The sequence below is a fragment of the Sphingomonas sanguinis genome, assembly GCF_019297835.1.
Taxonomy (GTDB): domain Bacteria; phylum Pseudomonadota; class Alphaproteobacteria; order Sphingomonadales; family Sphingomonadaceae; genus Sphingomonas; species Sphingomonas sanguinis_D.
The window spans coordinates 1,206,108-1,231,413 of record NZ_CP079203.1; the positions used below are offsets into that span (position 1 = coordinate 1,206,108).

23 protein-coding genes and 1 tRNA gene are annotated in these 25,306 nt (G+C 67.4%); 12 read left to right on the forward strand and 12 right to left on the reverse strand.

Translation table 11 applies throughout. The features are described from left to right. Positions 1-90: 90 nt before the first annotated feature. The gene (clpX, locus tag KV697_RS05310) at positions 91-1,362 is read right to left on the reverse strand and encodes an ATP-dependent Clp protease ATP-binding subunit ClpX (RefSeq protein ID WP_219020393.1); all 1,272 of its coding nucleotides are present in this window, start codon (positions 1,360-1,362) and stop codon (positions 91-93) included. 112 nt (positions 1,363-1,474) lie between these two features. Further along, positions 1,475-2,164: an ATP-dependent Clp endopeptidase proteolytic subunit ClpP gene (gene clpP, locus KV697_RS05315; protein WP_257575627.1), complete on the reverse strand. Its 690-nt coding sequence runs from the start codon at positions 2,162-2,164 to the stop codon at positions 1,475-1,477. A gap of 164 nt (positions 2,165-2,328) precedes the next feature. Between clpP and KV697_RS05320 the strand changes: the two genes are divergently transcribed. Then, positions 2,329-3,747: a hypothetical protein gene (locus KV697_RS05320; protein ID WP_219020394.1), complete on the forward strand. Its 1,419-nt coding sequence runs from the start codon at positions 2,329-2,331 to the stop codon at positions 3,745-3,747. Here the strand turns inward: KV697_RS05320 and KV697_RS05325 are convergent. The 3 genes from KV697_RS05325 to KV697_RS05335 form a co-directional block, all read right to left on the reverse strand. After that, complete coding sequence (locus KV697_RS05325; protein ID WP_219020395.1) at positions 3,711-4,643, reverse strand: glycosyltransferase family 2 protein; 933 nt, start codon at positions 4,641-4,643, stop codon at positions 3,711-3,713. The genes KV697_RS05320 and KV697_RS05325 overlap by 37 nt on opposite strands. A 185-nt stretch (positions 4,644-4,828) precedes the next feature. Then, positions 4,829-6,481 (reverse strand): trigger factor, encoded by a 1,653-nt coding sequence (tig, locus tag KV697_RS05330; RefSeq protein WP_219020396.1) that lies wholly within the window; start codon positions 6,479-6,481, stop codon positions 4,829-4,831. A gap of 59 nt (positions 6,482-6,540) precedes the next feature. After that, positions 6,541-6,625: transfer RNA gene (locus KV697_RS05335), tRNA-Leu, on the reverse strand. Positions 6,626-6,760: 135 nt separating this feature from the next. On the opposite strand from KV697_RS05335, the gene KV697_RS05340 reads away from it, so the two are divergent. Further along, a complete protein-coding gene (locus KV697_RS05340; RefSeq protein WP_168371512.1) occupies positions 6,761-6,919 on the forward strand; it encodes a hypothetical protein in 159 nt (52 codons plus the stop codon). A 12-nt stretch (positions 6,920-6,931) separates the two neighbouring features. Continuing rightward, a complete protein-coding gene (locus tag KV697_RS05345) occupies positions 6,932-7,174 on the forward strand; it encodes a hypothetical protein (protein ID WP_219020397.1) in 243 nt (80 codons plus the stop codon). A gap of 280 nt (positions 7,175-7,454) precedes the next feature. On the opposite strand, the gene gatB is transcribed toward KV697_RS05345, so the two are convergent. From gatB to gatC, 4 genes are read right to left on the reverse strand one after another with little or no spacing between them, the layout of a single operon-like run. After that, positions 7,455-8,936, reverse strand: coding sequence for an Asp-tRNA(Asn)/Glu-tRNA(Gln) amidotransferase subunit GatB (gene gatB, locus KV697_RS05350; protein WP_219020398.1), 1,482 nt, complete (start codon positions 8,934-8,936; stop codon positions 7,455-7,457). After that, the gene (locus tag KV697_RS05355) at positions 8,933-9,349 is read right to left on the reverse strand and encodes a hypothetical protein (protein ID WP_219020399.1); all 417 of its coding nucleotides are present in this window, start codon (positions 9,347-9,349) and stop codon (positions 8,933-8,935) included. Before KV697_RS05355 ends, gatB begins: the two co-directional genes overlap by 4 nt. Continuing rightward, on the reverse strand, positions 9,343-10,824 hold the full coding sequence (gene gatA / locus KV697_RS05360; RefSeq protein ID WP_219020400.1) for an Asp-tRNA(Asn)/Glu-tRNA(Gln) amidotransferase subunit GatA: 1,482 nt from the start codon (positions 10,822-10,824) through the stop codon (positions 9,343-9,345). Before gatA ends, KV697_RS05355 begins: the two co-directional genes overlap by 7 nt. Beyond that, positions 10,824-11,111: an Asp-tRNA(Asn)/Glu-tRNA(Gln) amidotransferase subunit GatC gene (gene gatC / locus KV697_RS05365; protein ID WP_037568622.1), complete on the reverse strand. Its 288-nt coding sequence runs from the start codon at positions 11,109-11,111 to the stop codon at positions 10,824-10,826. The genes gatA and gatC overlap by 1 nt, the downstream gene beginning before the upstream one ends. A 138-nt stretch (positions 11,112-11,249) precedes the next feature. Here gatC and KV697_RS05370 point away from each other — a divergent pair, with 138 nt between their 5' ends. The 5 genes from KV697_RS05370 to KV697_RS05390 all read left to right on the forward strand — a co-directional run bounded on the left by KV697_RS05370 (position 11,250) and on the right by KV697_RS05390 (position 16,699). Continuing rightward, positions 11,250-12,356 carry a DUF3089 domain-containing protein gene (locus tag KV697_RS05370; RefSeq protein WP_219020401.1) on the forward strand — a complete coding sequence of 369 codons (1,107 nt, stop codon included), beginning with the start codon at positions 11,250-11,252 and terminating at the stop codon, positions 12,354-12,356. Continuing rightward, entirely contained in the window at positions 12,353-12,817 is a 465-nt protein-coding gene (gene ruvX, locus KV697_RS05375; RefSeq protein WP_219020402.1) for a Holliday junction resolvase RuvX, read from the forward strand. The genes KV697_RS05370 and ruvX overlap by 4 nt, the downstream gene beginning before the upstream one ends. A 105-nt stretch (positions 12,818-12,922) precedes the next feature. After that, the gene (locus KV697_RS05380) at positions 12,923-14,446 is read left to right on the forward strand and encodes a hypothetical protein (protein ID WP_219020403.1); all 1,524 of its coding nucleotides are present in this window, start codon (positions 12,923-12,925) and stop codon (positions 14,444-14,446) included. Positions 14,447-14,501: 55 nt separating this feature from the next. Continuing rightward, positions 14,502-15,485 (forward strand): aspartate carbamoyltransferase catalytic subunit, encoded by a 984-nt coding sequence (locus KV697_RS05385; RefSeq protein ID WP_007405051.1) that lies wholly within the window; start codon positions 14,502-14,504, stop codon positions 15,483-15,485. Next, complete coding sequence (locus KV697_RS05390) at positions 15,482-16,699, forward strand: dihydroorotase (protein ID WP_219020404.1); 1,218 nt, start codon at positions 15,482-15,484, stop codon at positions 16,697-16,699. Before KV697_RS05385 ends, KV697_RS05390 begins: the two co-directional genes overlap by 4 nt. 203 nt (positions 16,700-16,902) lie before the next feature. On the opposite strand, the gene KV697_RS05395 is transcribed toward KV697_RS05390, so the two are convergent. Further along, on the reverse strand, positions 16,903-18,645 hold the full coding sequence (locus KV697_RS05395; RefSeq protein ID WP_219020405.1) for a DEAD/DEAH box helicase: 1,743 nt from the start codon (positions 18,643-18,645) through the stop codon (positions 16,903-16,905). A gap of 210 nt (positions 18,646-18,855) precedes the next feature. Between KV697_RS05395 and KV697_RS05400 the strand changes: the two genes are divergently transcribed. Both KV697_RS05400 and KV697_RS05405 read left to right on the forward strand, forming a co-directional pair. Beyond that, positions 18,856-19,311 (forward strand): GreA/GreB family elongation factor, encoded by a 456-nt coding sequence (locus tag KV697_RS05400; RefSeq protein WP_219020406.1) that lies wholly within the window; start codon positions 18,856-18,858, stop codon positions 19,309-19,311. A gap of 186 nt (positions 19,312-19,497) precedes the next feature. Then, positions 19,498-20,685, forward strand: a complete 1,188-nt coding sequence (locus KV697_RS05405) for an NAD(P)/FAD-dependent oxidoreductase (protein WP_219020407.1) — start codon at positions 19,498-19,500, stop codon at positions 20,683-20,685. A 13-nt stretch (positions 20,686-20,698) separates the two neighbouring features. Here KV697_RS05405 and KV697_RS05410 read toward each other — a convergent pair whose 3' ends face one another. Continuing rightward, complete coding sequence (locus KV697_RS05410) at positions 20,699-22,000, reverse strand: SPOR domain-containing protein (protein ID WP_219020408.1); 1,302 nt, start codon at positions 21,998-22,000, stop codon at positions 20,699-20,701. A 182-nt stretch (positions 22,001-22,182) separates the two neighbouring features. Between KV697_RS05410 and KV697_RS05415 the strand changes: the two genes are divergently transcribed. Further along, positions 22,183-23,292, forward strand: coding sequence for an SPOR domain-containing protein (locus KV697_RS05415; protein WP_219021264.1), 1,110 nt, complete (start codon positions 22,183-22,185; stop codon positions 23,290-23,292). A gap of 143 nt (positions 23,293-23,435) precedes the next feature. On the opposite strand, the gene serB is transcribed toward KV697_RS05415, so the two are convergent. Continuing rightward, the gene (serB, locus tag KV697_RS05420; protein WP_374011391.1) at positions 23,436-24,377 is read right to left on the reverse strand and encodes a phosphoserine phosphatase SerB; all 942 of its coding nucleotides are present in this window, start codon (positions 24,375-24,377) and stop codon (positions 23,436-23,438) included. Between serB and miaA the strand changes: the two genes are divergently transcribed. After that, entirely contained in the window at positions 24,370-25,299 is a 930-nt protein-coding gene (miaA, locus tag KV697_RS05425) for a tRNA (adenosine(37)-N6)-dimethylallyltransferase MiaA (protein ID WP_219020409.1), read from the forward strand. The genes serB and miaA overlap by 8 nt on opposite strands. Positions 25,300-25,306 lie beyond the last annotated feature (7 nt).

Here is a 25,306-nt window from a genome sequence, read left to right on the forward strand (position 1 = left end):
GCATTCCTCATACGAAACGGGCCTCACACGAAAACGGGCGCTTCCCATGGGGAAGCGCCCGCCATCAAATTCCAGACGTCACATGCCCGATCAGGCGGCCGCGTCGTCCTTCTTCTTCGCCTTTTCAGCATAGACGCGGATCGGTTCCTTGCGGCCCTCGACCACGTCCTTGTCGACCATCACCTCGTCGACGCCGTCCATGCCGGGCAGGTCGAACATGGTATCGAGCAGAATGCCCTCCAGGATCGAGCGAAGCCCGCGTGCGCCGGTCTTGCGCTCGATCGCCTTCTTGGCGACCGTGGTCAGCGCATCGTCGGTGAAGTCGAGCTCGACGCTCTCCATCTCAAACAGTTTCTGATACTGCTTGACCAGCGCATTCTTCGGCTCGGACAGGATCTTGACCAAGGCCGCGATGTCAAGGTCCTCGAGCGTCGCGATGACCGGCAGACGGCCGACGAATTCGGGGATCAGGCCGAACTTGAGGAGATCCTCCGGCTCGGTCTGGCGCAGATATTCGCCCGTCCGCTTTTCCTCAGGCGCCGCGACATAGGCGCCGAAGCCGATCGACTTGCCCTGCAGACGATCACCAATGATCTTTTCCAGACCCGCAAACGCACCGCCGCAGATGAACAGGATGTTCGTCGTGTCGACTTGCAGGAATTCCTGCTGCGGATGCTTACGCCCGCCCTGGGGCGGAACGCTGGCGGTCGTGCCTTCCATCAGCTTGAGCAGCGCCTGCTGAACGCCCTCGCCCGACACGTCGCGGGTGATCGAGGGGTTCTCGGCCTTGCGGCTGATCTTGTCGATCTCGTCGATATAGACGATGCCGCGCTGCGCCCGCTCGACATTGTAATCCGATGCCTGGAGCAGCTTCAGGATGATGTTCTCGACATCCTCGCCGACATAACCGGCCTCGGTCAGCGTCGTCGCGTCCGCCATGGTGAACGGCACGTCGAGGATACGCGCCAGCGTCTGCGCCAGCAACGTCTTGCCGCAACCGGTCGGGCCGACGAGCAGGATGTTCGACTTGGCGAGTTCGACATCGGCGCCCTTCGCACCGTGGTTCAGGCGCTTATAGTGGTTGTGCACCGCGACCGACAGGACACGCTTGGCCTGCTTCTGCCCGATGACATAGTCGTCGAGCACGTTGCAGATTTCCTGCGGCGTCGGCACGCCACCATCCTTCTTGGAGACAAGCGCGGACTTGGTCTCCTCACGGATGATGTCGTTGCACAGCTCCACGCACTCGTCGCAAATGAAGACGGTCGGCCCCGCGATCAGCTTGCGTACCTCGTGCTGCGACTTGCCGCAGAACGAGCAATAGAGGGTGCTTTTCGAGTTGCCACCGCTCACCTTGTCCATCAATCACCTCTCGCACCTATGAAGCGGTGCGCTACCGTTGCCGGGGTGCGCATCGTACCGCACCCCGATAAAGTCACAATCGAAATAAAACGTTCACGCTGAACGACCCGTCTTACGCCGCGGTCGACGCGTCGTCCGCCGGGGTCGGACGCTTGTCGAACACCTGGTCGATCAGGCCGAATTCCTTGGCCTCCTCGGCGCTCATGAACTTGTCGCGGTCCATCGCACGCTCGATTTCCTCCAGCGGCTTGCCGGTGTACTTGGCGTACAGCGTGTTCAGGAAGTGCCGCATGCGCAGGATCTCGCGCGCCTGGATCTCGATATCGGCCGCCATGCCCTGCGCCCCGCCCGAAGGCTGGTGGATCATGATGCGGCTGTTCGTGGTCGCCACGCGCATGCCCGGCTCACCGGCCGACAGCAGGAAGCTGCCCATCGAAGCGGCCTGGCCGATGCAGAGCGTGCCGACGCGCGGACGGATATACTGCATCGTGTCATGGATGGCCATGCCCGCCGTGACGACACCGCCCGGCGAGTTGATGTACATGTAGATATCCTTCTTCGGATTTTCCGACTCAAGGAACAGCAGCTGCGCGCAGATCAGCGAGGCCATGCCGTCCTCGACACCACCGGTGACGAAGATGATGCGCTCGCGCAGCAGGCGGCTGAAGATATCGAACGACCGTTCGCCGCGGTTCGACTGTTCGATGACGATCGGAACCAGCCCGGCCTGCGTCTGCTGCAGCCCGACGCCAGCATGGGCCAGCGGGCTCGCGAAATCGCCGGTCTCGAACGGATTGTGCATGGAATTCTCTCTTATGCCCAGAAGAGCCCCTATGTCGCGTGGTGGCCGCGCATATTCAAGCCCCGTCAGCCGACCCCGCGTGCCGGGACGCGGCGTTTACCCTTTTTTCCCGCGCATCGGTTATGACGGAACCGTCATGATTCCGGCGGAAGCGTACAAAACCGATGACTACACTTTCGACATCACCCACGCCGCCTGCCTCGCAGCGCTTCACCCTGGTCCGGTCGGCACTGCGGAGCGTATGGCAACCGCGCGCGATCATCGTCGGGATGCTGGTCGGGGTGTTCGTCGCGGCGGTCGTCTTCGCGCTGTTCTGCCTGGCCAACCGTGCCGCGCTGCACCGCGATCTGCCCGCAGCGCGTGCCCATGTCGCCCAGGCCTTTGTCGAGGGGAATCTTCAGGACCGCGACTATCTGAAGGGCGATACGGACCTTGGCTGGCATCAATATAATGATTGCCTGATCCTGCACCTGGCCCTGCAACAGCGCGCCGGGATCGACGCGCTGACGGTCAGCCCGCTGGCCCGCGCGCCGACCCCGCCCCAAACCCAGTGCGCCATCCTGCACCAGTTGCTAGGAGGCGCGCGGACGCAAAAGGCCGATTTCTACCACCGCTATATCCATGGCCATACGCTGCTCGTGCGGATGCTGCTGCCCAGGCTGTCGGTATTGGCCATCCGTACCCGCTATCACGCGACGCTGACCCTGTTAGTGCTGGCCGGGATCGTGACCGGGCTGGTGGCGGTGGTGCGACGGCGACGGCCGGTGCAGGGGCTGTTCTGGCTGGTCGTCTTTCTGACTTTCGCCCGGTGGTTCGGGCTGGAGAGCTTCGGCCAGTCGCTGAGCCATGGACCAGCGGATATCGTTCTGCTCGCCTATCTCCTGTTCCTAGCGGTTTCTGGGGTGCGCAACGGGATCGGATCGCGCACCGCGATCCTGTCCGCCGCGCTGTTCGGTGCGATGACCATGACGTTCGAGTTCCTCACCGGCGGCATCCCGCTGGGCCTTGCGGCGGTGATCGGCGGCCTCGCCTTTGCCTGGGGGCCGCGATGGGACGCGGCGCCTCAGCCCGTTCCGGTCGCCCCGCTCATGGCCTTTTGCACTGCGGTCATCGGTACGGCGGCACTGAAGATCCTGCTGGTGGCGCAGGTCTTCGGATGGGCGACGATCGGCGAATATTCGGATCAGCTCCAGGTCCGCATGGGTCTGAACATCGCGCATAGCGAGCAGGCCGATCTGGGCCTGTTCCATATGGCAAAGCAGCTTGCCAAGGGGATCGAGGCGCTGGCGGCGGGGATGCCGCTGATGGCCGCGGGGTTCGTGCTGATCGCGCTATTCATCGGGCAATGGGGCGCACGGCGCCTGATCGCCACCGGGTCACCGGCGATGCGGGCGCGGACGATCGCGCTCATCCTCTCCAATGCCGCCATCGCCGCCATGCTGCTGGGTTTCTGGCAGCATACGCTGGTCCATGCCTGGTTCATGGAGCGCACCCTGGCTTGGACGATCGCCAGCGGCTTTGCGCTCTTCCTCCTCGCGCTGCGCGACTATCCCACCGAACCCGGCGCGGGCAGCGCCAGATAGGCGAGCCGCCGCACTTCCTGTCGCCCCCGGACGACGGTGTCGAGGATCAGGCCGGTAAACAGGTTCAGCCCGGCGAGCAGCATCAGGCCGGTCGACAGGATCGCGGTCGGGAAGCGCGGCACCTGATGCGTATCGAGATAGGTCAGGATGAGCGGTATCGCGAGCAGCACGGCGAGCGCGGCGAACAGCGCGGCGACCGCGCCGAAGAACCACATCGGCCGCTCGATCCGATAGAGCTTGATGATGGTGCGCAGAATCCGCCAGCCATCCGAATAGGTGCTGAGCTTCGACGCCGACCCCTCGGGCCGGGCATAATAGGGCGTGGCGATCTCGGCGCAGGGCATTTTCAGCTCCAGCGCATGGACGCTGATCTCGGTCTCGATCTCGAAACCGACCGAGAGCACGGGAAAGCTCTTCACGAACCGGCGCGAAAACACGCGGTAGCCCGACAGGATGTCGGTGAAGCTGCGCCCGAACAGCTTGGCGAGCATCCCCGTCAACATGGCATTGCCGAAGCGGTGCCCGCGCCGATAGGCCAGTTCGGCCTCGCTCACCCGCTGGCCGACGACCATGTCGAGCTGTTCCTCGACCATGCGCGCGACGAGATCGGGGGCGGAGGCCGCGTCATAGGTCGCGTCCCCGTCCGCCATGACATAGATGTCGGCATCGACATCGGCGAACATGCGCCGCACAACCGCGCCCTTGCCCTGAATGCGCTCCGACCGCACGACCGCGCCCGCCGCACGGGCGACCTCGACCGTGCGATCCCTGCTGTTGTTGTCATAGACATAGATGGTCGCGGACGGGAGCGCCTCGCGAAAGCCCGCAATGGTCTGCGCGATCGCCGCCTCTTCGTTATAGCAGGGCAGCAAAACCGCGATCCGGGGTTCGTTCACACCATATCCTCGTCATAAGGCGGGCGATCCGGCCCCCCGTCACGTCCCATGCTTTCTATGCGCGAAGTCAGGCCCACGGGGTAGCCCTATCCTCCCCGGCGAGGGGAGGACCTCAACGCAGGAAGGGCGACCGCTTACGCGGCCGCCCTTCCCTGTTCGTCACGAACCGAAGTCCGAAACCGACCTTATTCGGTCGGCGCGGCCTTCTTGGCGCGCGGCTTCTTCGCAGGCGCCTCGGCGGCGTCCGCTTCGCCTTCCGCCGGAGCGGCGGCCTTCTTGGCGCGCGGCTTCTTGGCGGCGGCTTCCTCGGTCGCTTCCGCCTCGCCCTCGGCCGGAGCGGCCTTCTTGGCGCGGGTGGCCTTCTTCGGCGCGTCCTCGGCGGTCGCTTCGTCGGAAGCGGCGTCCTCGGTCACGTCGGCCTTCTTGGCCTTCGCCTTCGACTTCTTCGCACCATGGTCATGATCGTGGTCGTGATCATGGTTGTGGATGTGCGTGCCGGTCGCGAAACCGTCTTCGCTCTCGATCGCGGCTTCCAGTTCCTCACGGGTGGTTTCGCGGTCGGTGATCTCGGCCTTGCCGAACAGGAAGTCGACGACCTTGTCCTCATAGAGCGGGGCGCGCAGCTGGGCGGCGGCCATCGGCTCCTGCTGGACATACTGGATGAAGCGCTGGCGATCTTCCGGGCCGTACTGCTGCGCGGCCTGCGCGATCAGGCGGTTCATCTCCTGCGCGGTCACTTCGACGCCGTTGGCCTGACCGATCTCCGAGAGGAGCAGGCCCAAACGGACGCGGCGCTCGGCGATCTTCTTATAATCGTCGCGCTCCTTCTCCATCTCGGCCTTGGCGGCCTCGGGGTCTTCCTCGTGCGTGGCTTCATGCTCGAGCTGCGCCCAGATCTGCGAGAACTCGGCCTCGACCATCGACGGCGGCACTTCGAAGTCGTGGCCATCGGCCAGCTGGTCGAGCAGCTTGCGCTTCATGTACGTGCGGGTCAGGCCGTTATGCTCCTGCTCGATCTGCCCCTTCAGCAGACCGCGCAGCTGCTCCAGGCTTTCGAGGCCCAGATTCTTCGCCATCTCGTCGTCGATCTTGGCTTCACCGGCGGTCTTCACCGACTTGATCGTCAGGTCGAAGGTCGCGGGCTGACCGGCCAGGTCCTTGGCGGGATAGTCCTCGGGGAAGGTGACCGAGATCTGCTTCTCTTCACCGGCCTTCACGCCGACCAGCTGGTCCTCGAAACCGGGGATCAGGCGACCGCCGCCGATCTCGACGGCCATGTCCTCGCCCGAGCCGCCCTCGAAGGCGACGCCGTCCAGGGTCTTGCCGACGAAGTCGACGGTGACCTGGTCGCCCTGCTCGGCGGCCTTGTCGCCCGCGTCGTCCCAGCGCTTCTGCTGGTCGGCAAACTTCTGGAGCTGCTCGTCCACCGCCTCGTCGGCGACTGGCACGGTCAGGCGGTCGAGCTTCAGGGCGTCGATCGCCGGGGTCGGGACCTGCGGCAGGACTTCGAGCGTGACGCTCAGCGTGGCGTCCTGGCCCTGCTCATACTCACCGACCAGTTCGACCTGGGGCTGCATCGCGGGACGCAGGTTCTTCTCGGCGATCAGCGACTGCACGCCTTCCTGCAGCGCGGTGTTCAGCGCATCCTGAAGCAGCGCCGGGCCGTGCATCTTGCGAACCAGGTTCGTCGGCACCTTGCCGGGGCGGAAGCCGGGCATCTTCATCTGCGGAGCGATCCGCTTCAGCTCGGCATCGACCTTACCCTCGATGTCCTTGGCAGTGATGGTGAGCGTGTAGGCGCGCTTCAGCCCCTCGTTCAGCGTCTCGACAGTCTGCATCTAAAGGCCTTCAATCTGGAGAAATTCCGTGTGGCTGTCGCCCCGTTGTGACCGGGGACTGGTGCGGGCGAAGGGACTCGAACCCCCACATCTTACGATACTGGAACCTAAATCCAGCGCGTCTACCAGTTCCGCCACGCCCGCACGAGGACACCGCCGATGGGCGCGCGTCTATATCACCCTGGGCGGCTTCGGCAAGGGACAACAGGCAACATCGGCGTGTCCGATGCGTTTATGCCTTCCCCAGCCGGAAAAACGGCCCATTTACGGAGAGCGAGAATGGCAACCCAGCCCCCGCCCGAAAGCCCGACGCCGACCCAACCGGCCCAGCCCGATACGCCGCCGCCCGAAATCGTGCCGCCCGGCCCGGACATCGACCAGCCCGCCCCCGGCGTCGGCCCCGGCGATCCCGGTACCGCCCAGCCGCCCCAGATTTGAAAGGAACCGATCATGGCGACCAACCCCGAAAACCATCCCGACAGCCCGCCCAGCGAGGCGCCCGAGAACAACCCCGACAGCCTGCCGCGCGAGGACCCACGCAGCGACATCGAACAGGCGGTCGAGGCGCGTTCGGATGCGGTCGCGCGTGGCGAAGGCGGTGAAGAGCCGGTGACGTTTACCGATACCGGCGAGCATGACGGCGTCGGTGGGACAGGCGGCGTGGTGCGGAACCAGGATCTGGATGCGCAGTAGGTCCTGATTTTGGGGATGGGCTCGGTGAGACACCGTTGCCCTCCCCCATCCCCTCCCGCCTGCGGGAGGGGAGAGGCTTGTGGTTGAGCGGGAAGATTATCGCAGGCCGTCGGATAGGCACGCCACTTGCGAGCGCGCGTACCACACGCCCAGAGCACGCCCCTCCCGCAGGCGGGAGGGGATGGGGGAGGGAAAGCCACAGGCGATGGGCTCTGCGAGGCTCCCTACCCTCCCCCCAACCCCCTCCCGCCTGCGGGAGGGGAAGTTCTTGCGGGAGCCCTTACCCCGCCAGCGCCTTCTTCAACAAATCATTCACCACCGCCGGGTTGGCCTTGCCGCCCATCGCCTTCATCGTCTGACCGACGAAGAACCCAAACAGCGCTTCCTTACCACCACGGTACTGGCCCAGCTGGTTCGGATTCTTCTCCAGAACCTCGGCGATCACCGCCTCGATCGCGCCGGTGTCGCTGGTCTGCTTGAGGCCCCGCTCCTCGACGATCTTGGACGGGCCATCGCCGGTTTCCAGCATGATCTCGAACACCTGCTTCGACAGGCTGCCCGACAGCGTGCCGTCGGCGACCAGCGCCAGCAATTCCGCCGCCTGCGCAGGCGAAACCGGGCTCTGGGTGATGTCCTTGCCCAGCCGGTTGAGCGCGCCGAACAGCTCGGCTGCGACCCAGTTGGCCGCCTGCGCGGGCTTGGCGCTCGTGCCTTCCAGCGCGTCCAGCAACCCGTCGAACCAGCGCGCCGTCTCGACCTCGGCGGTCAGCACGCCCGCGTTATACGCGGTGAGGCCCAGCGCCTCATACCGGCGACGCTTGGCGTCGGGCAGTTCGGGCAGGCTGGCGCGGCATTCCTCGAGGAACGCGTCGGTCAGTTCCAGCGGCAACAGGTCGGGATCGGGGAAGTAGCGATAATCATGCGCATCTTCCTTCGACCGCATCGAGCGGGTGGTGCCGCTCTCGACGTTGAACAGGCGGGTTTCCTGGACGATCTTGCCGCCGTCCTCCAGCACCGCGACCTGCCGCTTGGCCTCATATTCGATCGAGGCCATGACGAAGCGAACCGAGTTGACGTTCTTCGTCTCGGTGCGCGTGCCGAACTCGTCGCCCACCTTGCGCACCGACACGTTCACGTCGGCGCGCATCGAGCCTTCTTCCATATTGCCGTCGCACGACCCGACATAGCGGAGAATGGCGCGCAGCTTACGGAGATAAGCCCCTGCTTCGGCGGGCGAACGCATATCGGGGCGGCTGACGATTTCCATCAGCGCCACGCCCGAGCGGTTGAGGTCGACATAGGAGCGCGTCGGATGCTGGTCGTGCATCAGCTTGCCCGCATCCTGCTCGACATGGATACGCTCGACGCCGATCGACTTGGTCGGGCCGTCGGGGTTCTTCTCGTCCAGGCTGATCTCGATCGCGCCCTCACCCACCAGCGGGTGGTAGAGCTGGCTGATCTGATAGCCCTGCGGCAGATCGGCGTAGAAGTAGTTCTTCCGGTCGAAGCGCGACCATTTGTTGATCTGCGCATCGATCGCCATGCCGGTTCGCACCGCCTGGCGGATGCACTCCATGTTGGGCACGGGCAGCATGCCGGGCATCGCGGCGTCGACCAGTGAGACCTGGGTGTTGGGCTCTGCGCCGAACGCGGTCGCCGCGCCGGAGAACAGCTTGGCGTTGGTCGTGACCTGGGCATGGACTTCCAGGCCGATCACGACCTCCCATTCTCCGCTCGCGCCCTGGATGCGATATTCGCTCATGTTCGATCTCGATGATGAAGATAGTTGATCGCCGTCAGGACGGCGTTGCTGCCCAGCAGGGCGACGATCCAGCAGGTCGACAGGATGCGCAGGACGGACGTCTCGAAGCCGAGGTTCCGCGCCTCCCGCAACCCGATATAGGCCGCGCCCGCGCCCAGCAGCAGGAACAGGATGCCCAGCCGTACCTCACCGCGCAGGATCACGCTGTTGCCCACGCACAGGCACAGGATGAAGCCCGCCACGCCCAGAAAGAAGCGCGCCAGCGTGTGATGGTCGAAGGGCTGGGCTTCCATATGGCTCAGCGACACGCCGACATAGGCGCTGAGGATCGCCCCGAACGCAACGTTCAGGGCGCCCTGCGCCTCCCGCAACACGGCGATGTTGCGGGCCGAAAAGGCTCGGTCGCTTACCACCAGGCCTGCGGACGGGCGGTAAAGCCCGCGCGCTGCTCGATGGCGAGGCCAGCGTTCAGCACGCCCTGCTCGTCCAGCGGCTTGCCGATGATCTGAAGGCCGAGCGGCAGCCCGTCCTTGTCCAACCCGCCCGGCACCGACATGGCGGGCAGCCCGGCCAGCGAGGCGGGCACCGTGAACACGTCGTTGAGGTACATGGCCAGCGGATCGGCCTGCTTCTCACCCAGCGCGAACGCCGCCGAGGGCGCGGTCGGGGTGAGGAGCACGTCGCATTGCTCGAACGCACGCTCGAAATCGCGGGCGATCAGCGTGCGGACCTTCTGCGCCTGCGTATAATAGGCATCGTAGAAGCCCGCCGACAGCACATAGGTGCCGATCAGGATACGGCGTTTCACCTCGTCGCCGAAACCGGCGGCGCGGGTGGCGGCGTACATGTCCTGCAACCCCGCCCCTTCGGGCAGGTCGCGCAGGCCGTAGCGCACGCCGTCATAGCGCGCGAGGTTGGACGACGCCTCGGCCGGCGCGATGATGTAATAGGCGGGCAGCGCGTATTTGGTGTGCGGCAGCGAGACCTCGACGATCTCCGCACCTGCATCGCGCAGCCAGTCGATGCCCTGCTGCCACAAGGCTTCGATCTCGCCGGGCATGCCGTCGACGCGATATTCCTTGGGCACGCCGACCTTCTTGCCCTTCAGGTCGGTCGACAGCGCGGCTTCCCAGTTGGGGACGTCGAGCTTGAGCGACGTCGCGTCCTTGGCGTCGAAGCCCGCCATCGCCTCCAGCATGATCGCGCAGTCGCGCACGTCGCGCGCCATCGGCCCAGCCTGGTCGAGCGAGGAGGCGAAGGCGATCGTGCCCCAGCGCGAGCAGCGGCCATAGGTCGGCTTGATGCCGGAAATGCCGGTAAAGGCGGCGGGCTGGCGGATCGAGCCGCCGGTGTCGGTGCCGGTCGCGCCCGGCGCCAGCCCCGCCGACACCGCCGTCGACGACCCACCCGACGACCCGCCGGGGGCGAGCGGCGCGGTGTCGTTCGGGCGACGCCAGGGCGAGATGACGTTGCCGAACGCGCTGGTCTCGTTGGACGAACCCATGGCGAACTGGTCGAGGTTCAGCTTGCCCAGCATGCCTGCGCCCGCGTTCCACAGATTCTGCGAAACCGTCGATTCATAAGGCGGCACGAAGCCTTCGAGGATCTTGCTGGCGGCGGTGGTCGCGACGCCCTTGGTCGCGAACAGATCCTTCATGCCGATCGGCACACCCGCGAGCGGCTTGAGCGTCTCGCCAGCGGCACGCGCCGCGTCGGCCGCATCGGCGGCGGCGAGCGCATGCTCCGGGGTCTTGACCAGGAAGGCGTTGAGCGCGTCGGCCCCCGCGACCTTGGCATTGAACGCCTCGGCGACTTCGCGCGCCTTGAACAGGCCGTCGCGCACGCCGTCGCGGATGGCGGCGATGCCGAGTGTGGTGAGATCAGTCATTATTCGATCACCTTGGGCACCGTGAAGAAGCCGTGTTCGGCCTGCGGCGCATTCTGCATGAGGAGGTCGCGGATGCCGCCGTCATTGACGACGTCGTCGCGCAGGCGAAGCTGGTTCGGGATCACCGCGGTCATCGGCTCGACCCCTTGGGTATCGACCTCGCCCAGTTGCTCGATCCAGCCCAGGATATTCCCAAGCTCGGGGGCGAGGCGCGTCGCGTCCTCCTCGGTGATCGCGATGCGGGCGAGGCTCGCGATCTTCTTCACGGTTGCGGTATCTACGGACATGGATTTGCGGCTAGCATCGCCGCGCGGCTTCGCGCAACGCTTTTGCCGCCTCGGCGATTGCAATGGGGGCAAGTGGGGCATCATGGATAGCAATTGCGGGCCGTCCGATTTTGTTGCGCCGCACAACGGAGTGATGATTTGGCGCGCAAATTCCTCTATGTCGTGGCGGCACTCATCGTGCTGACGATCGCCGCCGCCTTTGCTTACCGCCTGTTCGGCAACCAGCTGCTCCGCTGGTCGACGGTGCCGTCCGAGTCGTTCCAGACCCAGGCGGTGACGCGCGCCGAGGAATATCGCGACCGCAAGATGTGGCTGGCGCGGCCCGACCTGCCGGGCAATCCGGCGCTCTGGGTGCCGACCGGCTATACCCCGGGCCAACCGGGCCAGGGCGCGGCAATCTTCTTCATCCACCCGACCTCCTATATCAGCAAGGCGCACTGGAACGCGCCGCTCGACGATCCCGAGACCAATGGCCGCGCCGAGCTGTTCCTGCGCGGACAGGCCAGCGCCTTCAACGGAGCGGGCGACATCTGGGCGCCGCGCTATCGCCAGGCGACCTTCGGCGCGTTCCTGACCAGCATGGCGGATGCCGAGCGCGCGCTCGACCTCGCCTACAGGGATGTGGACGCCGCCTTCACCGCCTTCCTGGCGGACGTCGATCCCAAGCGCCCGCTGATCCTGGCGGGGCATAGCCAGGGCGCGCTGCACCTGTCGCGGCTGCTGACCGACCGGGTGGCGAAGACTCCTGCCCTCAAGCGGCGGATCGTTGCGGCCTATGTGGTCGGCTGGCCGATTTCGATGACCGCCGACCTGCCCGCCATGGGGTTGCCCGCTTGTGCGACGCCCGACCAGACCGGCTGCATCCTAAGCTGGCAGAGCTTCGGCGAGCCTGCCGATCCGTCGTTGATCCTCGACGTGTTCGACCAGACCAACGGCTATACCGGCGCGCCGCGCAAGGGCACGCAGATGCTGTGCACCAACCCGCTGACCGGCACACCCGGCGTCGCCGCGCCCGCCACCGCCAATCTGGGCACCCTCTATCCGTCCGCCGACCTCAAGACCGCCGCCATCGCCGCGGGCAAGGTGCCGGCCAAGTGCGAGGGGCGCGGCATCCTGACCATCGGCGAGGGACCGAGCGTCGGCCCCTATGTGCTGCCGGGCAACAATTACCATGTCTATGACTACAGCCTGTTCTGGGCGAATGTCCGCGCCGATGCGGAGCGCCGTTTGAAAGCCTTTCGATGAGCCTGATTACCACAGACCGTAGCGAGTTCCGCGCCGCCCTGCCCTCCGGCGGGCGGCTTATCGGGCTAGACGTCGGCACCAAGACGGTCGGCACCGCGCTGTGCGATGCCGGATGGAGCTTCGCCAGCCCCGCCACCCTGATCCGCCGGACCAAGTTCACCAAGGACAAGGAACAGCTGATCGCGATGATCGCGCAGCAGGGCGTGCAGGGTCTGGTCATCGGCCTGCCGCTGAACCTGGACGGTAGCGAGAGTCCGCGCTCGCAATCGACGCGCAGCTTCGCCCGCAACTGCGCCGATCTGGGCCCCGTCCTGCTCTGGGACGAGCGCTGGTCGACGGTCGCGGTCGAACGCACGATGATCGAACAGGATATGAGCCGCGCCAAGCGTGCCGAGCGGATCGACAACCTCGCCGCCGCGCATATCCTGCAGGCCGCGATCGATGCGCTGGTCATGGCCTGAGAGCGTAGCTTCCCGCCTCCGTTAACCAGCCTCTGTGTCGGATCGGGATAGCACCGCGCCTCCTCGCTTGTCGTATCGCGGCCGTTTGGGCAGACCCTGAGCCGCATGAGCCCGGATCATCCCGCCGCACCGCCGTCGTCCAGCCGCAGCTGGCGCCTGCCCTCCGTCTGGACGGGCGGGATGCTCGGCGTAATTTTCGTCACGCTGGTCTGCGCGATGGTCATGGCCATGCGGCTGCGCGGGCCATGGTATGACGAGTTCTACACGCTCTACGTCGCGCGGCCGGGTATTCCCCTGCCCTATGCCTTTGACCGCTGGCTGGCGGACAATCATCCGCCGCTATTCTATGCGCTGGTGCGCGCGACCGCGTGGCTGGGGTCCACGGTGGAGGCGCGGCGGGTCGTCAACCTGTTCGTGCTGGTCGGCGCGACGGTCCAGATCGCCTGGTGGCTGACCCCGCAAGGGTTGCGGCGGATCGGCTGGGTGTTCGCGGTGGCGCTGGCCGGTGCGTGGCCCGCGATCGACCGGGCGGCCGAACTCCGCTCCAACTATCTCGCCTTCGCCGCCGCCGCCGTGGCGGTCGCCGCGCTCGTCGGCTTCGGCCGGGGGTATCGCGCGCATCGGCGGGTCGAATGGGCGATGCTGACCTTTGCGCTGCTGGTCGCGTTCAACATCCATCTGGCGGCCAGCATGGTGGTCGGCTCGCTCGCCGCCGCGATGATCCTGCGCCGCCTGCTCGCCCGCGATCTGCCGGGGACCGCTCGGCTGTTCGCCGCAGCGACCGTGGCTGCCCTTCCGATGATCGTCCATATCGCCTGCTCGTTCGGGCGGATCGAGGCCAATACCCGCGACTTCTGGATCAAGGGCGGCTTCATGGCGGCCCGCTGGGCGATCCAGACCGAGGTCGAGCGCAACCTGCTGTCCAATCCGCCGATCACCATCCTGGCGATGACCGGCTTCGCGTTGCTGGCCTATCGAAGCTGGCAGAACCGCCGCCTTGCCCCGGCGATCGATCTGGCGGTGACGCTGGCGGTCGGGCTGGTGCTCGGTTGCGTCGTGATGATTGCGATCCATCTGTGGCGGCCCTTCATCATCGACCGCTATCTGGTCACGCTGCACCCGCCGATGGCGATGATCCTGGCGCTGGGGGTCGCGGCGCTACTGGAGCGCGTGCGACCGCTGTTCGCGATCATCTTCGCGTTCCTGATGAGCCTTGCGGCGCTGACGGCGATCTACGTCAATGCGGGCCGGACGGTGGCGCAGACGAGCTGGTATGGCACGGGCCGGACCATCGCCGCGATCCGGCGCAGCTGCCCAACGACCCGCGTTCATGTCGACGCCAATGGCAATCGCAGCGTCATGAACGCGCCGCCGACCGAGAATCGCTACGTCTTCCCCTTCGCCTATCATATCGTCGCAGACCATTTCGGCTTTCCGCTCGCGCTCGACAGCGACCGCACCCTGTCGCCCGACTGCCCCACCCTGTTCTGGAGCGAGCATGTGCCCGCCCATGCAGGCACGGCGCAGGGCCTGACGGCGGCGCTGAGGGCGCAGGGCTTTCCCATCGGAAGCGCCCGTCTGGTTCGGGTCGGCGATGGTTATGTGCTGGTCACGCGGCCGATGCGCTGACAGCCGTGACTGAAGCCTTGCCGAATGCCGTCCCGCCCGCTACCCGGCGGCTTTAATGCAGACCTCGGATCATCGCCCCGGCACGCTCATTCAGGGTGGCGCCGTTTTCCCGCACCGGCATCTGACCGGAATCGACGGCCTTCAACCGCATGAGATCATGTTCCTGCTCGACGAGGCGGAACACTGGCTCGATCGCGGCGCGACCGATACGCCCGACACAAGGCTGGCGGGCCTGACCCAGATCAACGCCTTTTTCGAGAATTCAACCCGGACTTTGCTGTCCTTCGAGATCGCGGGAAAGCGGCTGGGCGCGGACGTGGTCAACATGCACGCCGCGCAATCGAGCGTGAAGAAGGGCGAGACGCTGATCGACACGGCGATGACGCTGAACGCGATGCGCGCCGATGTCATCGTGATCCGCCACATGGCGAGCGGTGCGGTGCGCCTGATCGCCGACAAGGTCGACTGCCCCGTCCTGAACGCGGGTGACGGGCGGCACGAGCATCCGACGCAAGCCTTGCTCGACATGCTGACCATCCGCCGCCGCCGGGGGAGCGTCGCGGGACAGAAGGTCGTGATCTGTGGCGATATCCTGCACAGCCGCGTCGCGCGCTCGGACATTCTCGCACTGACCGCGCTGGCCGCCGAGGTGCGGGTCTGCGCGCCCTCGACGCTGATGCCCAAGGGGATCGAGCGGATGTTCGTCACCCCCTTCACCGATTTCGACGAAGCGATCGAGGATGCCGATGTCGTCATGATGCTGCGTGTCCAGAACGAGCGGATGGCGGGCGGGTACATCCCCTCCACCCGCGAATATCGGATGCGCTACGGCCTGACCGCCGAGCGCCTGAAACGCGCCAAGCCGGGTGCGCTGGTCATGCATCCCGGCCCGATGAACCGGGGGGTCGAGATCGACTCGGAGGTGGCGGACGGCCCGCAATCGGCGATCACCGAGCAGGTGGCGATGGGCGTCGCGGTGCGCATGGCGTGCCTGGACGTGCTGACCCGCCGCGCCCGCAAGCTGGAGGGCTGGGCATGAGCGTCACCGCCTTTACCAACGCCACTTTGATCTGCCCGATCGGCGGCGAGATCACGGGCCAGACCCTGCTGGTCGAGGACGGCGTCATCACGGGCACCGGTGACGTGCCGGGGCGCGCGACGGTCGTCGACTGCGGCGGCAAGATGCTCGCCCCCGGCATCGTCGATCTGGGCGTGTTCAAGGTCGACCGCGCCGCCTGTCGCGCGGGCGGCATCGTGCGCATCGGCCTGATGCCCGACCAGTCGCCGGTGCTCGACGATCCGGGCGTGGTGCAGCGCGCCGCGCTGATCGGGCGGCCCGATTTGTGGATTCACCCCATCGCGGCGGCGACCCGCTCTCTGGCGGGCACCGACCTGGCCGAGATGGCGGTGTGCGTCTCGGCGGGCGCGAAAGCGGTCGGGACCGGGCGGGGCTGGATCGCCGATACGGGGGTGATGCACCGGGTGCTCGCTTATGCGGGCGACCTGGGGCTGACCGTCATTTCCCATGCCGAAGACGGCGGCCTGGCCGCCGATGCGGTCGCAACCGAGGGCGAGACGGCCAGCCGTCTGGGGCTGCCCTCCGCCCCCGCCATCGCCGAGTCGCTCGCCATCGCACGCGACCTGATGCTGGCGGAAGAGACGGGTGCGAAGTTGCATATCCGTCAGGTGACGACGGCGGCTGGCTTCGACCTGATCCGCGCGGCCAAGCGGCGGGGCGTAAAGGTTACGTGCGGCATCACGCCCGCGCATCTCCACCTTTCCGACATCGCGATCACAGACTTCCGCACCTTCGCCCGCCTCTCGCCGCCGCTGCGCGACGAGAGCGACCGGCAGGCCGCGCTAGCGGCGATCGCCGACGGCACGGTCGATGTGATCGGCTCGGGCCACGACCCGCACGGGCCGGAGTCGAAGCGCCTGCCTTTCGTCGACGCTGAAGCGGGCATGGCGGGGGCGGAGACGCTCCTCCCGCTGGCGCTGATGCTGGTCCGCGACGAGCGGATCACCCTGCCCCGGCTGTTCACGCTGCTGGCGAGCAATCCGGCCAAGATACTGGGCCTCGACACCGGCACGCTGGAGCCTGGCAAGCCCGCCGACCTGATGCTGTTCGATGCCGAGACGCCATGGATGGTGTCGGGCGACACCTTCACCTCGGCAGGGAATACGCCGTTCGACGGCTTCCCGGTCCAGGGCCGCGCGCTGCGGCTGTGGAAGGCCGGGCGGGAGATCGCCTGAAAAATCCTCCCCATCTCCGATGGGGAGGGGGAACGCTCGCGTCAGCGAGTGGTGGTGGAGCCGACAACGCCAGCGAGAGGCCCCTGCCCCTCCACCACAGGGCTGACGCCCGGCGGTCCCCTCCCCAAGCGAGCTTGGGGAGGAATAAAAAAGCCCTCCCCGAGACGCCTCGGGGAGGGCTTTTTACTGGAACCGCGAGGGGTTTAGCCGCGACGCGGACCGCGCGGGCCGCCCTGGGTGGGACGCGGCGCGTAGCGGCGCGGGCCGCCGGGGCCACCGGCCGGACGACCGCCCATCGGACGGTTGCCGCCCGGACCACGACGCGGACCGCCGCCATGACCCGACCCACCGGCGGGCGGGCCATCGGCCTGCTCGATCGCGATATCGTCCTCGGCATGGTCCGCCTCGGTCCGCTTCAGCGCGGCGATGAAGCGCGATGCCAGCGCGGACGGGATCTCGAACAGCGTCTCGTTGGGCTGGATGCGGATCGCGCCGATCTCGTTGCGGGTGATGTGCCCGCGACGGCAGATCAGCGGCAGCAGCCAGCGCGGATCGGCATTCTGGCTGCGGCCGACGCTCATGCGGAACCAGGCGGTGTCGTCGAACCCTTCGCGACGCTCGCGCGGGGCCGGGGCGTCACCCTCGACCAGTTCCTCGGCCTGGGGAAGTGCTGCGCGATGCGCGCGGACCAGCGCGGCGGCGATGTCCTCGGGCGACTTTTCGGCGAGCAGGCGGGTCGCCAGTTCGCGATCACCCTCGTCCACTTCGACCGGCGCGAGCAGCGCGGCAAGCAGACGCTCGCGGTCCTGCGCGCGGATTTCCTCCAGCGTCGGCGCACGACGCCACTCGGCATCGATGCGGGCGCCGCGCAGCATCCCCTCGACCCGGCGACGGCGCGGGTACGGCACGATCAGGATCGCGGTGCCCTTGCGACCGGCGCGGCCGGTGCGACCCGAACGGTGCTGCAACGCCTCGGCATCGCGAGGGATTTCGACGTGGATGACCAAAGTCAGGCCGGGCAGGTCGATACCGCGCGCCGCGACGTCGGTCGCGACGCAGACGCGGGCGCGCCCATCACGCAGCGCCTGCAGCGCATGGTTGCGCTCGTTCTGCGAATGCTCGCCCGACAGCGCCACCGCCGAGAAACCGCGCTCGACCAGGCTGGCGTGCAGATGGCGGACATTGTCGCGCGTGGCGCAGAACAGGATCGCGACCTCGGCCTCGTGCAGGCGCAGCAGGTTGACCACCGCCGCCTCGATATCGGCGGGGGCGACCGTTACCGCCTGATAGGCGATGTCGGCATGGCCCTTGTCCTCGCTGATCGTCTCGATCCGCTTGGCATTGGTCTGGTAGCGCTTGGCGAGCTGCACGATCGGGCGCGGCATGGTCGCCGAGAAGAGCAGCGTGCGGCGCTCGGACGGCGTGCCGTCGAGGATCTGCTCCAAATCTTCGCGGAAGCCCATGTCGAGCATCTCGTCCGCCTCGTCGAGGACGACGAACTTCAGCGACGACAGGTCGAGCGCACCGCGCTCCAGATGGTCACGTAGACGGCCCGGCGTGCCGACGACGATGTGGGTGCCATGGCTGAGCGCGCGACGTTCGCGCGAGGCGTCCATGCCGCCGACGCAGGTTGCGATGCGCGCGCGGGCACCGGCATAAAGCCATTCCAGCTCGCGGCTGACCTGCAGCGCCAGCTCGCGCGTCGGCGCGATGACCAGCGCCATCGGCGCGCCCGGCTGGGGCAGGTGATCGCCGCCGTTCAGCAACTCGCTCGCCATGGCGAGGCCGAAGGCGACGGTCTTGCCCGAACCGGTCTGGGCGGACACGATCAGGTCGCGACCCTGGGCGTCATCCTCGATGACGGCGGCTTGGACCGGGGTCGGCGCGGTATAGCCACGCGCGGAAAGGGCAGCCGACAATACCGGCGGCAAGGCAGAAAAAGGCATGGGGACTCCAACAGAAAAAGGAGCGCGTACCGCCGAACCAAGGGACCCATCCCTCTTAGTTGGCGGATACACCCATGCGGCACGGGTGAATGTTTGCGTTCCGTGAAAGCGTGGCCCTTTACACTATTGCGCGGAAAACTCAAGCCGTGCTTGCGGTGAACCGATCGGCCCGCCATGGAGCCGCGCCATGACCCTGTGCGTTGATCCCCAATGAGTGTCGCCTTTCGCCGCGAATCCGATGAGGAACATCTCGAACCCAAATTCGAGCTGCCCATTCCGCCCGGCCCCAATCTGGTCACGCCGCGCGGGCTAGAACTGACTCGCGCCAAGGTGACGGAAGTCGAGGCCGCCGTTGCCGCCGCGACCGACGACGAGGAACGCACCCGGCTCCAGCGCGAACTGCGCTATTGGAACACCCGCGCCGCCACTGCGGAGCTGGCGCCCGCTCCCGCCGAGGATGAAGTGGGGATCGGCAGCATGGTGACGATCCGGCTCAACGGCCAGACCAAGACGCTGACCATCGTCGGCCATGACGAGGCCGATCCCGCACACGACCGCATCGCCTATGCCGCGCCGCTGGCACGCGCGCTGATGGGGGCGATGGCGGGGGAAATGGTGGCGTTCGGGGGGAAGGCGGACGCGGTGGAGGTGGTGGAGGTCGAGTAGCCCCCTCCTCTTCCTTCTGCATCCCCTCCCGCAGGCGGGAGGGGACCGAGGGGAGGGCAAGGGGTCTCACGGAGACCATCGCCCGTGGCGCGGCCCTCCCCCATCCCCTCCCGCCTGCGGGAGGGGCGTGCCAAGCGGCTACCGTAAACGCTATCTCTAGCGCCCGATCCCTTCTAAACCCCCGCCATGCAACACTATGACGCGATCATCCTCGGCGCGGGAGCGGCGGGGCTTATGGCTGCCGCCACCGCCGGGCAGCGGGGGCGGCGGGTACTGGTCGTCGACCATGCCGAGGCGCCGGGCAAGAAGATCCTGATTTCGGGCGGCGGACGGTGCAACTTCACCAATATCGGCACCGTGCCCGACCGTTTCCTGTCGGCCAACCCGCATTTCGCTAAGTCGGCGCTGGGCCGCTACACGCCCGCAGACTTCCTGGCGCTGGTCGAGGCGCATGGCATCGCTTGGCATGAAAAGACGCTGGGCCAGTTGTTCTGCGACGGATCGGCGCGGCAGATCGTGGCGATGCTGCTCGACGAATGCGACCGGGCGGCGCGGTCCGGCGGCGTGGTCGACATCGCGCTCGGTCAGTCGATCGAAGCGGTCGCGCATGACGGCATGCAGTTCCACGTGACGCACGGCAGCAAGGCCGCAACCGCCCCCCGCCTGATCGTCGCGACCGGCGGGCCGAGCATCCCGAAGATGGGTGCGACCGGCTATGCCTATGATCTTGCCCGCCAGTTCGGGTTGAAGGTGGTCGAGCCGCGCCCTGCCCTCGTACCCCTGACGCTTGGCGGCGAGGAGACGCTGTTCCGCTCGCTCTCGGGCGTCGCGTCGGAGGTCGTCGCGCGCGCGGGCAAGACGCGGTTCCGCGAGGCGGCGTTGTTCACCCATCGCGGCCTGTCCGGCCCGGCGATCCTGCAAGTCTCGTCCTATTGGCGGCACGGCGAGGCCATAGGCATCGACTTCCTGCCCGATTGTGCGCCCGACTGGCTGGTCGCACTCAAGCGCAGCCAGCCCCGCACCAGCCCACGCCGGGCACTCGGCCAGCATCTGCCCGACCGGCTGGCGGAGACGCTGGCGGAGCGACTGGCGCTGCCGAACGAACTGGGCGCGGCGACCGACAAGCTGCTGGCGGCGGCACAGGGACGGCTCGCCGACTGGACCTTCCACCCCAATGGCAGCGAGGGTTATGCCAAGGCCGAGGTGACGGTCGGCGGTGTCTCCACCGCCGGGCTGTCGTCACGGACGATGGAGGCCAAGGCGGTGCCCGGGCTGCACTTCGTCGGCGAGGCGGTGGACGTCACCGGCTGGCTGGGCGGGTACAATTTCCAATGGGCCTGGGCGAGCGGCCGCGCAGCGGGCGAGGCGGTTTGATTTGGAAAAACGCTCAGAGCGAGGCGATGCCGATCCCCGGCCGTGCCCATTGCGCCATATGGTCGTCGGCCTGACGCCGGACGAAGCAGGCCCCACCCGCCGCGCGGTAGCGATGGCAGAGTGAGTCGGCATCGGCGCGGCTGAGACCGCCGACCGACAGGCGGTAAAGTTGCTCGCCCGACAGGCGCACCGTGCCGCTTTGTGGGGTATAGCCCGACAGGCCGTCGAAGCGGCGGGTCAGCTGGCCCCAGGCCTTCTGTGCACCGTCCGCCTTGCCGAAAGCGCCGATCTGGACATTCCAGTCGCCGCGACGATGGGCGACGACCCGCCGCTCCTCCGCGCGACGCAGCAGGGCGGGCGCGGTGACGGGGCCTGCCGCGATACGCTCCATCGACGGCTGGGGCTGGTCGTCGCGCTGGGCCGAGCGTGTGGCGCTCATGGGCAGCGGTTGAACGACGTCCTGACGCGCGGCGAAGAGGATCCCCGGCGCCGCCGGTTCGGCAGCGGCGGGCTTAGGATCGGGCTGGGGCAAGGCCTGAACCATGTCCTGCACCACCGCCGCAGACGGTGCGCCGTTCAGCGCCAGCGTGATCGGCTGGCCGGTATCGACCGTCTGCTTCACGCCCAGCAGCGAGGAGACCCTGTCGGCCGGGCTGGTATTGGCGGCGAAGTCGGCCCATTCGCGCATCCGCACCTCGACATCGGCAGGCGCCATGTCCGCCGACGCGGCCATGCGCGCCATATCCCATTGCCCCGACAGCGCCAGCGCGAGCGCGAGATTCTGTCGCGCCTTGACGCTCGCCCCCGGCTCACGCGCGGCGGCGGTCAGCAAACGGACGCCCTCGCCCGGCGCTCCGGCCAGCGCCAGAGCAAGCCCCAGATCGGCGGCCGGAATGACCGAGGCATGGCTATCGAGCAACGTTCTGGCCCCCTCGCCATTGCCGCCCGCGATCATCGCCAGTGCGAGGTTCAGCGCGGCGCGGCCATCCGCCGGGTCGAGCTGCAACGCGTCGGTAAAGGCCTGTCGCGCCGAGGCGAAGCGCCCCGCCTGAAGATAGCTTTGCCCCAGCAGCGAACGATAGCCCGCATCCCTGGGATCGGCGGCGACCAGCCGTTCGGCCAGCGCCACGGCGGCGGTGCCGTCGCGCTGCGCCAGGACCCGGCGGGTCTGGTCGGCAAGGGCTGCGGTGGCCCTGGCTGGGCTGACCTCCTGCTTCAGCCGGGCGGTACGCGGGCCGGTCGCGGTGCAGCCCGCCAGAATCAACATGCCGACGCTGCAGGACAAAAGAGTGCGGAACGTGGTCATCTTGGTCATCCGGTCCAGCCCAAGAGGAAGGCCATCGATACGCCCGGCGCACGACCCCATTCCCCGATCGGCCCCCGTGCTAGGCCCCCAGCCCATAAGGAACGGTTAACCCCTCACTGTCAGCTTTACCCGCAGCCAGTCGCGCGGCATGGATGATGGCGCGTGCAACAAGGGCGGAAGGACGAAACATGATGCGCAGATTCCCGATCGGCAGCATGGTCTTACCCGCCACGCTTCTCACCGCCGCTCTGATCGCCACGCCCGCCATGGCGGCCCCGGATGTGAAGGCCGGGGTCGATGCCTGGGCGCAGGGCGATTATCGCAAGGCAGTCGAGGAATGGCGCGGTCCCGCCGTGGCGGGCGATGCCGATGCGCAGTTCAACCTGGCCCAGGCCTATAAGCTGGGTCGCGGCGTGCCGCTTGACCCCGCGCTCGCCGAAAGCTGGTTCCGCAAGGCCGCCGTCCAGGGCCATGTCCAGGCGGCCGACAATTACGGCCTCGCGCTGTTTCAATCAGGCAAGAAGGCCGAGGCCGCCCCCTGGCTGGAAAAGTCCGTCGCGCATGGCGAACCACGCGCGCAGCTGGTGCTGGGCACGATGCTGTTCAACGGCGACGGCGTGCCCCGCGACTATCCGCGCGCCTATGCGCTGATGACGCTGGCGTCGCAGGCGGGGCTGCAAGCCGCGTCGCAGACGCTGGCGCAGATGGACCAGTATATCACTCCGCCCGACCGCCAGCACGGCGTCGAGCTGGCCCAGCAATATCGCGCCCGCCTGGCCGCCCTGCCCGCTCCCGCCGCCAGCGCGCCGAAGCGGGTGACGGTGGGCACCGAACCGTCGCCGGTCAAGGCCGCCGATACGCCGGTCCGTACCGCTGCGCAGCCCCGCCCGACGGTGCAGCCGGTGCCGATCACGCCGTCACGCCCGGCGACGTCGGGCTATGGCGCGAGCTATCCTGCACCCGGCACGCCCGCGAGCCAGACGCCGCCGGTTCGCGAGGAGGCGGCCGACCTGATCGACCGGCGCAAGCCCGTTGCGCCGCCGCCCGCACCGCGCCCCGCCAAGCCGACCCCGGCTCGCTCAACCAGCGGGCCCTGGCGTATCCAACTCGGCGCCTTCCGCGATCGCGGCAATGCCGACGCGCTCTGGCAACGAGTGCGGGGGCGCCTCAGCGGTGCGCAGCCCTATTTCGTGACGGCGGGCGGCGTCACCCGGCTTCAGGCAGGCGGCTATGCCAATCGTGCCGCCGCGCAAACCGCGTGCAGCCGCTCGGGCCAGCCTTGCGTGGTGGTCGCGCCGTAATAGAGCCTATTCCTCCCCTGTAAGGGGAGGTGGCAGGCCGAAGGCCTGACGGAGGGGGGTCGCGCTATCGAGAGGGGGACACCCCTCCGACGCGCTAACGCGCGCCACCTCCCTTACAAGGGGAGGAATGACTGGACTGCCCTTTAACCGACCACCCACTCCGCGCTCGGAATGCCCTGCGCATAAAGCAGCGTGGTCAGGTCGCCATGGTCGATCCGCGCCGCCGCCGCGCCCGCGACGATCGGCTTGGCGCGGTATGCGACGCCCAGGCCTGCCCGGCGGATCATCGCCAGATCGTTGGCCCCGTCGCCCACCGCCATGCTGTCCGCCGCATCGATGCCCAGTTCGTCCAGCGCGGCGAGCAGCGTCTTTTCCTTGGTGTCCGACCCGACGATGGGCTTGCGCACCGTACCGGTCAGCTTGCCGTGCGCGATCTCGAGGTAATTGGCGATGGCACGGTCGAAACCGATCTCGGCCGCGACCGGCTCGGCGAAGCGGGTGAAGCCGCCCGACACCAAGATCGCATGGCCGCCGCGCGCCTTCATCGTGCGGACCAGCGCGCGAGCCCCGGCCATCAGTTTGACCCGCTCGGCCAGGCATTGTTCGATGACGTGCTCGTCCAGCCCTTCGAGCAGCGCGACCCGCGCGTCGAGGGCAGCGGCGAAGTCCAGTTCGCCGCGCATGGCGCGTTCGGTGACCTCGGCCACCTGCTCCTTGATCCCGGCATAATCGGCCAGTTCGTCGATGCATTCGACGGTGATCATGGTCGAATCCATGTCGGCGACCAGAAGGCGCTTTTCCCGATTGGCGGCAGGCTGGACGATGACATCAAGCGTCAGGTCCTGTCCGTATCCGCCCTTGGCGATCGCACAGGCGCGTTGCTTCAAGCCGTTTGCGAGTTCCGCGCAGACGCTCGCCGAAAAGCCGTCAGCGGGTTGGAACGTCAGATCGAACGCGCGGCCTTCGTCCAGCCACTCCCCCGAAACCAGCCGTCCCGCCCTCGATTCGCCATCGAATTCATAGGCGACGTCAGAAAGCATCGCGGCGTCGAAGGTCTGATCGGCTATGTAGGTCGCAATGAACACAATGGCTCTCCCGAATGTCGCGCTCATCGCAGGGCCGACCGCCAGCGGCAAGTCCGCATTGGCGCTCGATCTGGCGAAGGCGACTGGCGGCACGATCATCAATGCCGATTCGGCGCAGGTGTACCGGGACCTGTCGATCCTGACCGCCCGCCCCTCGTGCGACGAAGTGACGCAGGCGCCGCACCGGCTGTTCGGCCATGTCGACGGCGCCGACACCGGCTATTCGGCGGCGCGCTGGGCCGCCGAGGCCAGTGCAGCGATAGACGACAGTGTGGCAGCAGGATCGCTGCCCATCCTGGTCGGTGGCACCGGCCTGTATATGCGCACTCTGCTCGACGGGATCGCTCCGGTGCCGGAGATCGATCCCGATATTCGCGCGGAGGTTCGTGCCCTGCCCGTCTCGGACGCGCATGATGCCCTATCGCACGAGGACCCCATCGCCGCCGCCCGGCTCAACCCCGCCGACACCACCCGCGTTGCCCGCGCGCTGGAGGTGGTGCGTTCGACCGGCCGCCCGCTGCACGAATGGCAGGCGCGCAAGGAGGGCGGCATCGGCAACCGCATCGCCCTCTCCGCCGTCATCCTGCTGCCCGACCGCGACTGGCTGAACGCACGGATCGACCGGCGTTTCGGCGAGATGCTGGATGAAGGACTGGACGAAGCCGCCGCACTCCTCGCCCGTCCCGACCTGCCCGCCGACGCCCCCATCCGCCGCGCGATCGGCGTGCCGGAGGCCGCCGCGCTGCTGGCGGGCACCATGACCCGCGCCGAGGCGGAGGCTGCGGGCGCGCTCGCGACAAGGCGTTATGCCAAAAGGCAATTTACCTGGTTCCGTCACCAGCCCGGCCCCGGCTGGACCGCGATTTCCGACACGGCTCCCAATGTGCGACGCAACATAATAGAAACTTTATTGCGCAATTGACGGTTGA